This window comes from Parabacteroides sp. TM07-1AC (assembly GCF_003480915.1).
GTDB classification, from domain to species: Bacteria; Bacteroidota; Bacteroidia; order Bacteroidales; family Tannerellaceae; genus Parabacteroides; species Parabacteroides chongii.
In genome coordinates this window covers 348,238-359,956 of record NZ_QUKD01000004.1, presented here as the reverse complement: position 1 = coordinate 359,956, position 11,719 = coordinate 348,238, and the positions used below count along the sequence as shown (strand labels likewise).

Sequence of the window (11,719 nt, the reverse complement as noted above, 5' to 3'; positions counted from 1 at the left end):
GATACTATTTAATCTGTATAGCTGAAAAAATCGGGTTATAAATTGAACCAGTAATTCATCTTCAGCATAAATGTATTGGTAGCCGGAAGTCCGAACATACGATCCAGGTTATTCCCCCAGCCTCCTATCCTACGGCTCTCCTGATTGGACATGCGGTGTTCCCAGACAAAATACAAGGTAGAACCCGGCAAGTATTCCCAGCGCGCCACCAGGTTGGAACGGAATTCGTTAAAGCTGAAATCGGGATTTTTAAAGGAAGCCTCACGACCTTCTCTCTTTATATGATAGGTTCCGTCAGCAAAACTAAGTTCATCTCCTGAAAAGACATGGAAACGTTTGTCATAAGTAGAAGACTTCGTATCGGCAGCCTCTTTAAAATCACTGAACTTCGCTGTCGAAGTAAACGGCGAACCGTAGAACTGAATAGATATATCCGGTGTCACGTTCACCTGTAAACGCATCGTTACCCCGTATGTCTTCTGATCCATATGCCCCATCAGATAGACCGGTGAAGAATTATGCCGGTCAGATGAAGCAGCCGACGATTTCAATGTACCGACATACTGCATATCGTCCGTATTCCAGGCATAATCCACCTGTCCCGACAAATAGACATGGTTGCCTAAACGGAAAGTAAGGCTCGGCATCAGTGTATTAAAACGATTATAGCCGTCCAGGTTGTGATTTCCTTCATATTTCAGCATGAACATCATCCGCTGGGCTTTGTCCGTATTCACTTTGACCGAAGTCTGAAAATAAGGGTTCAGCCGCATGTCGGGACCACCACGAAGCAGACGGCTGTCCAGGCGGTTCCAGACGAATGTTTCCTTCATATCCACCTCATAACGTTTCATCGTCATGCTTTGCCAACGGAGGGCCACATCATTACTGAAAGGCGTTCCGCCATAATTCCACTGATTCTTCTGCGTCAGCGTAAACGCATTATACCGAAAATGTTTCCAAATATCCGTCTGCCGGAAAACGATCTCGGTTTCATTCGTCCGGTTATCGGCTTCCTTCATATATCCCATATCATTCAGGTCGAAACCGGGAGACGACCAGCTGAATGTTTCGGAAAAAGCCCATTTGGCATTTCCTTTACGACCGGCTTTCACATAGCCGCCCGTACCGTTCAGGGAGCGGCGGTTCGGATCTACTCCCAAATAATCTGAGGCGGATTCCCGCTGATAATAATGAACAGGGTTCATTTGCAGAATGGAGATCGCCTCCTTGCTGCCGTTCAGAGAACTGAACATTCCCTTTACATCTATATAATAAAGACGGTTATTGAAATACTGCGTAAAATCGATCCCGGCTGTAAACGCATTGCGAACCATAAAATCTTCCAAATAAGGTTGATCGAGCGCACGATTGACTGAAGTCAGCATTCCGCCCAGCAAGCTATTGCCTTTCCAGTTCTTCTGGACACGTGCCACCGTATAATTGGTCAGGGGCTCCACGACTTCGACATCCTCCAGTCCGTTACGGGTCACTTTCGCAGAAGAGCGGGCTGTTACACTTTGGACGACACCCAAAGTCACTCCATGCCTGTTCGTTCCCGTCAGTTTCAAAGCACCTATAATCGGCACATTGTCTTTAGTGTCAGCGAAACTGTTTATATTATCAATTCCTTGCGGAGTATAAGACGGTGCGGCACCGATACGACGGGTATAGAACATCATATCGCTTCCGTTGGCGAAATCCAGGATATGTTTTCCCTCCAGGAAGAAAGGACGCTTTTCGTCATAAAAGGTTTCATAAGCGGTCAGATTCATCACTGACGGGTCCAGTTCCACCTGTCCGTAATCAGGATTGATCGTCAGGTCCAACGTGAAATCGGAAAGGGCAAATTTGGCATCCAACCCGACGTTTCCTCCCCAACTATGTCCTTTCTGATAAGGACTGCCGGGGATCTTCGGTTCATTCCGGTATTTGCCCATGACATAAGGAAGAAATTCTATTCCGCGCGGTTTCGGCAGATCAGTCATTCCGTGCATTTCGCCGAAAGAGAAGACATGACCGTTATTCTTCAACGGGATCATACTCCAGTTCTGCACTTCGTTGTTCCGGCGGATGATACGACGGACATGAAGTCCCCATATCCCATCGTCCGAAAGCTGGTTATAACGCAACTGGCTGAACGGGATACGCAACTCAGCCGTCCAGCTCGAATCCGGCAGGTTGATATGTGTCTTTCCTTCCCATACGGCATTCCAGCTCAGATTGACATTCAGTTTATCGGTAACGACCAGGTCAGTCTTGTTTCCACCCAGGTTGATATTAAATTCCGGGGCTGCCCGATAATCATGATAAGTATCGAAAGCCACACTGATAAGGTCTCCCATGCTATTATCGTCGCGGTTGCCGATAAAACGGATCATCTTTTCCGGATGGATATCTTTACAATAGACACCGACATAGATGTATTTATTATCGTAAAACAGTTTTACCCGGGTGGGAGAATCCGGTATTTTCCGTTCATAAGGAATGATCTGGACGAAACAATCGGACCATTCTCCCTGTTTCATCCAGAAATCTTCATCCAGGCGTCCGTCCATGACCGGCTTTGTCCCGGTCACCTTCGTTATATTGTAAACCCGTTTATAAGCCTTATCAAAGGGGACGATAGAATCCTGCTGTGCCTTACAAAAAGCACAGGAAAACAACATGAAGGCAACAAAGGACAATCGGTATTTCATTCTTCTATTTACAGGTAAGCTGATACTTTTTTACGATCCGTCTCCACTGTTTCAAATTCCGAAGAAACGATGCTGCTGCCCATCGGGACATTTTCATTCCGGTACTCCATCTTGCTATAGACAATGCTGCGGGCAGATGTATGAAATTCCTTCGCTCCGGTTTCCGCTTCAATCTGTGCGATGTTATTTTCACGCACACCGCAACCAGGCATAATAATTATACGTCCGTCGGCACGTTTTACCAGTTCGGCGATCAGAGGAATGCCTCTCACTGCATCCGACTGCTGGCCGGAAGTAAGGATACGGTCGCAGCCCAGTTCTATCAGTTGTTCCAAAGCGGCAAACGGATCACGGCATACATCAAAAGCACGGTGACAGGTTACAGACAACGGTTTGGCTGCTTCTATCAGTTTCCGCATCAGAGGGACATCGATATCTCCTTCTTTCGTCAGACACCCGAAAACAACGCCATGTACTTTCAGTTGTTTACACAGTTCGATATCCAGCAACATAGAGTCTATCTCTGCCGGAGTATACAGAAAGTCACCGCCACGCGGACGAATGATCACATTTATATCGATAGAAGAAGTTAATGCCTGTGCTGTCTTGATCTCACCATAGCTGGGAGTCGTTCCCCCTTCAGGTATTCCTGCACAAAGTTCCACACGTTTAGCGCCTCCGGCTTCTGCCTCTACACAACTTTGTGCCGAGTTGGCACAGATCTCGATTATTCGGGTCGGTTTCATATATATTCTTTATTATGTTTGTTTTTTATCAAACACAAAGATAAGGATTATATTTGAATCAAGATTTACAAATCATACGGACATGAGACAGTTGTGTAAGTATTATGACTACATTTGCGTTCACTAAAGCAGCAAGACGATGAACTCAGAAAAACTAAAAGGACATATACTGATTCTGATAGCGAATATATTGTTCGCTATCAATATGCCCATTTCAAAATATCTGTTACCGGCACATGTGCAGCCCGAAGCGCTCACCATCATGCGAATGGGGTCTGCCTGTCTGCTGTTTTGGGCAGCTTCCTTGTTTATGAAACGGGAGAAAGTCACGATGAAAGACCTCGGTATGCTTTTCGTCTGCGCTCTTTGCGGCGTAGGTTTCAATCAGGGATTATTTATTGTGGGACTGAACCGGACCTCTCCGGTCGATGCGTCCATCATTGCGACAGCCGTTCCGATCTTCGTCATGCTCCTAGCTGCCGTTATCCTAAAGGAACCGATCACGAAAATGAAGGCATTCGGCGTATTATTAGGATGTACAGGTGGCATCTCGCTGATCCTGGCTTCCACCCATGCAACCGGACAGGTCAGTAGTCTGGATGGTAACCTGATGATAATCACGAGTGGCATTATCTATTCTATCTATCTGGTTTTGTCGAAACCATTGAGTCTACGCTATTCCGCCGTGACCATGATGAAATGGATGTTCCTCTTCTCTACACTCGTTTTACTGCCTTTCACGTATCAGCATGTACTCGACACACCGGCTTTTCAGCGGGAAGTGTTCGACCTAAAAGAACTGGGAGCTATCAGTTTCGTACTGATCGGGGCTACGTTTATTCCTTATTTACTCATTCCCATGTCATTGAAACGCATCCGCCCTACCACGGTGAGTATGTATAATTATGTGCAACCGATCATCGCTTCGCTGATCGCCGTCATGGTGGGACAAGACACTTTCTCATTACAAAAAGGAGTATCGGCAGTCCTTGTTTTTGTCGGGGTTTACCTGGTTACACAAAGTAAAAGCCGGGCTGATTTGGAAAAAGTAGAATTCGTTAATAACAAAAATCTCAATCAAATTAACAACATTTGAAAATGAATACATACGGCTTATATCTAAAAATATTTTTACTGGGATGTATGTTGACCTTTTTACCCGATTGTTATGCTGACACAATTAGAGTAAGCAAGAAATTACATCTGATAGAATTAAACAAACACGTATATATACATACCGAGAATGGTAATAATGGCATTGTGTATGTAAACGACAAAAAGGCCGTAATTATCTCTACTCCTGAAAATGATGAAGAAACGAATAACCTAATAAACTATATCCGTAAAGATTTAAAAGCACAGATTATTGGTTGTATTGTCGACCGTTGGCATCCGGATGCTATGGGCGGATTAAAGACAATTAAAAAAGCGGGTATTCCTTCATATGCATACGAAGGAACCAGAACAATAGCACAACATAGAAATCTACCGATTCCTGAAAAAGGATTTAACCCCAGAATGGAACTGATAGTAGGAAAAGGTAAACTAATTTGTCATTATCTGGGAGAAGCACACACAAGCGATGGTATTGTCGTGTGGATACCGAACGAAAAAATTCTTTTTGGAGGTAATGAAGTACGAAGCAAAGGATGGTATGGAAACATAGAAGATGCCAACCTGCGAGAATGGTCTAATACTATCAAACGGGTAAAAGAATTATATGGAAGTGCCGAAATTGTTATCCCGGGACATGGAGAATCCAGCAATGCGGAATTACTGGATTACACCATTAATCTATACGAGCCTTCTTTATGGGGACGAATTTTAAAATGGAATAATGAACAGGTAAAACCGATATTCAATAATTGTGGTTCTCTATTTGAAATAGCCGAAAGCGATTTTACCGATAATAATGATAGACACTTGAATAATGCCACTGTATATGTACTTCAAGAGAAAAAGAATAGATATCTGAAAATACAATCTCCCGGGATCAGACATGATAACACAGAAAGTAAGATCATATCTTCAAAAAGTGGTCGATTGCAAATATATGATATAGAAACAAATATATTGACAGAAGATTTATATTTCAAAGATTTGACTATCATATTAGAAAATGACTATGTCGATGCATTAATCATATTGAAAGAAGCTATACGATAAGAATACCCCACGTTCAGAAAAAAGCCTAAAACATTTACGCATGAACAAACTATTCCACGGGACAGCAGATGATATGATCCCGATAAATGAAACAGAAAGGGTTGTAAGCAAACTCGAAACGTATGGCCATATCCAGTTCACCCGCTTACCCGGTGAAGGACATGGCATCCAATACCTTTATAAGGATAATAATATCTTTGACTGGCTGTTACAGCATCAGAAGAAAGAGTAGTCCACACGGCAAACCCTGAACCTTTGTATATTTTATTTGTTTTATGCAATAAATATACGTCAAAACTATGGATACAGTAAGTCCCTCTAAAAAAACATCGGGCAATAGTATGGTATGGCTTATCGTCATACTGATTGTTGCTGTTGGCATTGCTTTCCTTTGGTGGTGGAACTACCGCAAATATATCTCGACCGACGATGCAAACCTCGACAGTTTCCGGGTTAGCGTTGCGGCGCAAGTTATGGCTCCGATGCTTAAACAGTATGCCTGGGAAGGCGATACGGTGAAAGCCGGTACGATCCTGGCCGAACTGGATAGCAGCACGGTTGTTGCCCAATTGCAGGAAGCCGTTGCACGCCGGGAGGAAATGGTTGCCAACCTGAAACTGGATAAAGAGAATCTCAACACGGCGATCAAGAACCTGAGCCTGGCAGAGATCGACTATCATCAGGCTGAAGTAAACTACCGCCGCGACAAAAAGTTATACGGAAGTGATGCTGTTTCGCAAGAGACATTCCAAAATACGGAAGATACCTATAAAAGTGCCGCCATAAAAGTGGATGTTGCCAAAGATCAAATCAAGATATCGCAAGCACGGATCGCCGCCGGAGAAGCAGCTATCGTTTCGGCAAATGCCGCTATCGAGTCCACCCGCGTATCCCTGGGATATTACCGGATCACGGCTCCGGTCGACGGGGTGATAGCGAAACGCTGGTCGCTGCCCGGCGATATCATCCAACCGGGACAAACGCTTTTCACCATCAACGAAGGTAAAGACCTGTGGGTTGCCGTCTATCTCGAAGAGACTAAATTCGACCACATCAGGATGGGACAACCGGCAATCTTCACGCTCGATGCCTTCCCCGACCTGACCTTCTCCGGAAAGATCTTCTATATAGGTACGAATACGGCCTCGGAGTTTTCGCTTATCCCTCCCAACAATGCTTCGGGCAATTATACGAAAGTGGCACAACGTATCCCTCTGAAAATATCCATCGACAAGACCGTAGGGAAAAAAGACAAAGTAGAAAAGCCGAAACTTGTCTCCGGAATGTCTGCAACCGTTAAGATCGAAAAGGAAAAGTCAAAATGATGGACAAGACGGATAACACAAGCAACAGTTCGTATAAATGGCTGGTACTGGGCAATATTATGATCGGTACATTCATGGCTGTGCTCGACTCGACCGTTGTCAATACCGGACTGCCTGCCATTATGGGTACGCTCGGGGCAAGTATCAATACGGCCGAATGGGTGCTTACCGGTTATATGCTGGCAATCGCCAGTATCCTTCCGGCAGCTGCCTGGTTATCCGACCGCTTCGGATATAAAAAGATTTATTTCCTCTCCCTGTTGGTCTTCACTTTCGGCTCGTTCATGTGCGGCAACTCCACCTCTATCGAGGAATTAATCTTCTGGCGCGTGATCGAAGGACTCGGCTGCGGGGCTATCATGCCGGTGGGTATGGCTATCGTGAGCAATGTATTCCCTCCCGAACAACGAGGGATGGCACTGGGGTTTTGGGCGATCGCTTCGGCAGCATCGGTATCGTTCGGCCCGTCTATCGGGGGTAACCTGGTAGATAATATGAACTGGAACTATATATTTTATGTAAACGTTCCGGTCGGGGCACTGGCCTTGTTCTTTACGGCTATTTTGCAGAAAGAGTATAAAGCGCAGACGGTACAGCCTTTCGACATACCGGGATTTATTACATCAGCTATCTTCCTTCCTTTATTTATGTATGGCCTGTCGGAAGTCAACTCGTCGACCAACACACAGGGGTGGAACAGTCCGACAGTATTAGGTTCCATGTGGGTATCGGCTATCATGTTTATTCTGTTCATCTACTTCGAACTGACTGTGAAATACCCGCTTATCAACCTGCGTATATTTAAAGATCGTAATTTCGCACTCTCCAACCTGATGATGTTCATATTCGGTATCGGAATGTTCGGAAGTACGTTCCTGATCCCTCTTTATCTGCAAAACAACCTGGGATATTCGGCGTTTCAGGCCGGAATGTTCTTTATCCCAGTGGGGATCATCCAGGGTTTCTGTTCGCCCGCCGCCGGCGCCTTAGGACAGAAGATCAACCCGAAGATACTGATTGCCGCCGGACTGATCCTAATGTCACTCAGCTTCTATCTCAACTTTTACCTGTCTTTTCTTACGGAGAAATGGTATATCATGCTGAGTCTTTACCTGCGCGGCATCGGCATGGGAATACTTTTCACCCCATTATTAACCTTGTCGCTGGCCAAAATCGGAGTGGATATGATGGCACAGGCATCCAGCATCACCAATATCGTCCGCCAAATGGGTGGCAGCTTCGGCGTTGCAATCTTCAGCCACATGCTTACCGGGCGTACCAGTTATCATACCCAGCGCTACAGCGAAGCCTTGAACTATACCGGAAAAGTCTACCAGCAGACTATCGACAAGCTAAGTGCCTTCGCCTCACAAACCGCCGGAGCCACCGAACAGTCCGCCCGCTCCCTGGCCGAACAACTTATAACCAAACGACTCGAACTCGAAGCATACATCGGCGGTATCAACGACGATTTCTACATCGCATTCATCGTCACAATGATTTGTATCCTCCCGGTTTTCTGGCTTCGCAGGGTGAGAAAAACAAAGTGACTCTACTTGCTTTTATCCAAACTAAAACATATCTTTGTTTCCATATAAAGTAATAAAGAATATAGCCAAATGGAAACTACCCAGGAAATCCTCAATAAATTGCGCGACTATAAAGCCGCTTTTGCTGAGAAATACGGGATTGAACGTCTCGGCTTGTTCGGTAGTTGTGCCCGTGGAGAGCAGGATGACCGCAGTGATATTGATGTGGTTATAAAAATGCAGCAGCCTAGTTATTTCACACATTTCTATATCCGGGAAGACCTGGAGAATTTATTCAGAAACAAAGTCGATGTTATAACTTTACATGAAAACCAAACCGCCGCTTTTCGCCAAAATGTAGAACGAGATATAATCTATATCTGATATCTATTTAGTAATCCCTTACACCCTTTTTCCTGTCAACTTTCCACTATTTTATCACTTTCTACTGAAAAAATGCTTGCATTTGAAAAATAATGTGTAATATTGCCCCTGCAATAAGATATGAAAACTAGAAAAAGAAAAGAATGATTGCAGGTATAGCATATTATACATGGGCATTGATGACCCCTTGGGGGGTTAGAATTTACAAATAAACAAGCGCAGCGGCCACGTCCTGCATTGTTGCAATCATTTGTATTGCATCCTTTATGCCGGTTCCATCCGGTTCTTATTATCAATTAATTTAGTTACAAATAAATTGTCAATTGTCAACCGTCAATTGTCAACTAAAATAATACATACCGATGAAAGTATTGAAATTCGGCGGAACGTCCGTAGGTTCCGTGAATAGTATTCTGAGTGTAAAGAAGATAGTAGAGGCTATTGAAGAGCCTGTAATCGTTGTCGTTTCTGCTTTGGGCGGCATTACCGACAAACTGCTGGCAACATCTGCCATGGCAGCCAAAGGAGATGTTGGATACGAGAGAGAATTCTCCGAAATCATAACACGTCACCTGGACGTGATCCAGGGAGTTATTCCGGACAAGATGAAACGCATCGAGGTACAGAAGAAAGTGATGAGCCTGCTGGACGAACTGGGAAATATCTTCAAAGGTGTGTACCTGATCAATGATCTGTCGGTCAAGACATCCGATACGATCGTCAGCTATGGGGAACGCATCTCTTCTTTGATCGTATCCAATGTGATCGAAGATGCCAAATTGTTCGATTCACGGAAGTTCATTAAAACAGTCAAACAGTTCAACAAGCATACTGTAGATTTTGAGAAAACCAACCAATTGATCAAAGAGACATTCAATCCGCTGCCGAAAGTTTCGCTCGTACCCGGATTTATCTCTTCGAGCACGGAAAACGGAGAAGTAACAAATCTGGGACGCGGAGGTTCCGATTATACCGCTTCTATTCTGGCTACTGCCCTCGATGCTTCCGTCCTGGAAATCTGGACGGATGTGGACGGCTTTATGACAGCCGACCCGCGTGTGATCAGTTCGGCATACGTTATCGACCGGCTGACATTTACCGAAGCCATGGAGTTGTGTAACTTCGGTGCCAAAGTGATCTATCCGCCGACGATCTATCCGGTTTATCATAAAAATATACCTATCCGCATCCTGAATACATTTAATCCGGAAGCACCGGGTACTTATATTTCCAAAGAAAAAGTAAAGGAAGAAGGAAAAGCCATTATCAAAGGTATTTCTTCTATCAATGATACCTGTCTGATTACCGTACAAGGTTTGGGTATGGTCGGTGTGATCGGTGTCAACTACCGTATCTTTAAAACACTGGCTAAAAACGGTATCAGTGTATTTATGGTATCACAGGCTAGTTCTGAGAACAATACGACTTTCGCTGTCCGTAATGCGGATGCAGACCTGGCAGTAGAGGTTCTGAATGAGGAGTTTGCCCTCGAACGTGCCCAGGGAGATATGAATGATACGGTTGCCGAGAAAGACCTGGCAACAGTCGCTATCGTCGGAGAAAACATGAAACGTACACCTGGTATCGCCGGCAGACTGTTCGGTACACTGGGTAGTGCAGGTATCAGCGTAATCGCTTGTGCGCAGGGAGCTTCCGAAACAAATATATCTTTCGTTATCAAGCTCAAATATCTGCGTAAGGCGTTAAACTCTATCCACGACTCCTTTTTTCTGTCACAGTATAAGGTTTTGAACCTGTTTATTGCAGGAGTAGGAACAGTCGGTGGCAATCTGCTGGAACAGATACGTATCCAGCAACCTAAGCTAATGGAGCAAAACGGTCTAAAGCTGAATGTCGTAGGTATCGCCAACAGTAAACGGGCCCTTTTCCTGCGCGAAGGTCTGAATCTGGAAAACTGTATCGAAGAACTGAAAAAGAACGGCGAAGAAAGTTCACCCGAACATCTGAGAGACGAGATCGTAAAGATGAATATCTTTAACTCCGTATTCGTGGATTGTACGGCAACTCCGGCTGTATCCGACTTATATGAAACTTTGCTATATAATAACGTTTCAGTAGTCGCAGCCAATAAGATCGCAGCTTCTTCTTCTTATAGCAATTATATCAAACTAAAAGAAACAGCCCGTCATCGCGGTATCAAGTTCTTGTTTGAAACAAATGTGGGAGCCGGACTTCCTATCATTAACACGATGAACGACCTGAGAAACAGCGGTGACCATATCCTGAAGCTGGAAGCCGTGCTTTCGGGTACATTAAATTATATATTCAATACACTCAGTGCGGATATACCTTTCAGTAAAGCGATCCAGATGGCAAAAGAAGAAGGTTATTCGGAGCCGGATCCTCGCATCGACCTGAGTGGCAAGGATGTATTACGTAAATTGGTTATCCTGGCTCGTGAAGCCGGTTATAAAGTAGAACAGGAAGATGTAAAACGCAACCTGTTCGTTCCGGATAAATATTTCGCAGGTTCGCTTGACGATTTCTGGTGCAATGTAAAGGAACTGGATGCCGGATTTGAAAGTAAACGTCAGCAACTGGAAGCCGAAGGGAAACGTTTCCGTTTCGTTGCAAAGATGGAAAAAGGAGCCTGCGAAATCGGTTTGCAGGAAGTGAACAGCCACCATCCGTTCTATGAACTGGAAGGCAGCAACAACATTATTATGATCTCTACCGAAAGATACCACGAGTATCCTATGATAATAAAAGGCTATGGAGCCGGAGCCGATGTGACGGCGGCAGGCGTTTTCGCCGATATCATTTCCATAGCTAACATTCGATAAATCCGAAGATGATTAAATTATAGCCACATTCCGGTAACCTTATTAAACAAAGGTTATCGGAATAGG

The 11,719-nt window shown here is 44.6% G+C and carries 9 protein-coding genes; 7 read left to right on the top strand and 2 right to left on the bottom strand.

Going from position 1 to position 11,719, the window contains the following annotated elements; translation table 11 throughout:
* Positions 1-35: 35 nt before the first annotated feature.
* On the bottom strand, positions 36-2,699 hold the full coding sequence (locus DXD68_RS11375; protein WP_122361614.1) for a DUF5916 domain-containing protein: 2,664 nt from the start codon (positions 2,697-2,699) through the stop codon (positions 36-38).
* Positions 2,700-2,707: 8 nt separating this feature from the next.
* Entirely contained in the window at positions 2,708-3,445 is a 738-nt protein-coding gene (locus tag DXD68_RS11370) for a copper homeostasis protein CutC (protein ID WP_122361613.1), read from the bottom strand.
* Positions 3,446-3,584: 139 nt separating this feature from the next.
* Between DXD68_RS11370 and DXD68_RS11365 the strand changes: the two genes are divergently transcribed.
* The 7 genes from DXD68_RS11365 to thrA all read left to right on the top strand — a co-directional run bounded on the left by DXD68_RS11365 (position 3,585) and on the right by thrA (position 11,653).
* Positions 3,585-4,541: a DMT family transporter gene (locus DXD68_RS11365; RefSeq protein WP_122361612.1), complete on the top strand. Its 957-nt coding sequence runs from the start codon at positions 3,585-3,587 to the stop codon at positions 4,539-4,541.
* Between the two features lie 2 nt (positions 4,542-4,543).
* Positions 4,544-5,611, top strand: a complete 1,068-nt coding sequence (gene bla, locus DXD68_RS11360; RefSeq protein WP_122361611.1) for a subclass B1 metallo-beta-lactamase, long type — start codon at positions 4,544-4,546, stop codon at positions 5,609-5,611.
* Positions 5,612-5,651: 40 nt separating this feature from the next.
* Positions 5,652-5,843, top strand: coding sequence for an alpha/beta hydrolase family protein (locus DXD68_RS11355; protein WP_122361610.1), 192 nt, complete (start codon positions 5,652-5,654; stop codon positions 5,841-5,843).
* Between the two features lie 67 nt (positions 5,844-5,910).
* Positions 5,911-6,936, top strand: a complete 1,026-nt coding sequence (locus DXD68_RS11350; RefSeq protein ID WP_122361609.1) for an HlyD family secretion protein — start codon at positions 5,911-5,913, stop codon at positions 6,934-6,936.
* Entirely contained in the window at positions 6,936-8,486 is a 1,551-nt protein-coding gene (locus DXD68_RS11345) for a DHA2 family efflux MFS transporter permease subunit (RefSeq protein ID WP_122361608.1), read from the top strand. Before DXD68_RS11350 ends, DXD68_RS11345 begins: the two co-directional genes overlap by 1 nt.
* Positions 8,487-8,555: 69 nt before the next feature.
* Positions 8,556-8,849: a nucleotidyltransferase family protein gene (locus DXD68_RS11340; protein WP_122361607.1), complete on the top strand. Its 294-nt coding sequence runs from the start codon at positions 8,556-8,558 to the stop codon at positions 8,847-8,849.
* A gap of 362 nt (positions 8,850-9,211) precedes the next feature.
* A complete protein-coding gene (gene thrA, locus DXD68_RS11335) occupies positions 9,212-11,653 on the top strand; it encodes a bifunctional aspartate kinase/homoserine dehydrogenase I (RefSeq protein WP_122361606.1) in 2,442 nt (813 codons plus the stop codon).
* Positions 11,654-11,719: the final 66 nt, after the last annotated feature.

Coding starts and splice junctions, on each gene's coding strand:
- DXD68_RS11340 (WP_122361607.1), top strand. CDS start 8,556: ATGGAAACTACCCAGGAAATCCTCAATAAATTGCGCGACTATAAAGCC.
- DXD68_RS11370 (WP_122361613.1), bottom strand. CDS start 3,445: ATGAAACCGACCCGAATAATCGAGATCTGTGCCAACTCGGCACAAAGT.
- DXD68_RS11345 (WP_122361608.1), top strand. CDS start 6,936: ATGGACAAGACGGATAACACAAGCAACAGTTCGTATAAATGGCTGGTA.
- thrA (WP_122361606.1), top strand. CDS start 9,212: ATGAAAGTATTGAAATTCGGCGGAACGTCCGTAGGTTCCGTGAATAGT.
- DXD68_RS11350 (WP_122361609.1), top strand. CDS start 5,911: ATGGATACAGTAAGTCCCTCTAAAAAAACATCGGGCAATAGTATGGTA.
- bla (WP_122361611.1), top strand. CDS start 4,544: ATGAATACATACGGCTTATATCTAAAAATATTTTTACTGGGATGTATG.
- DXD68_RS11365 (WP_122361612.1), top strand. CDS start 3,585: ATGAACTCAGAAAAACTAAAAGGACATATACTGATTCTGATAGCGAAT.
- DXD68_RS11375 (WP_122361614.1), bottom strand. CDS start 2,699: ATGAAATACCGATTGTCCTTTGTTGCCTTCATGTTGTTTTCCTGTGCT.
- DXD68_RS11355 (WP_122361610.1), top strand. CDS start 5,652: ATGAACAAACTATTCCACGGGACAGCAGATGATATGATCCCGATAAAT.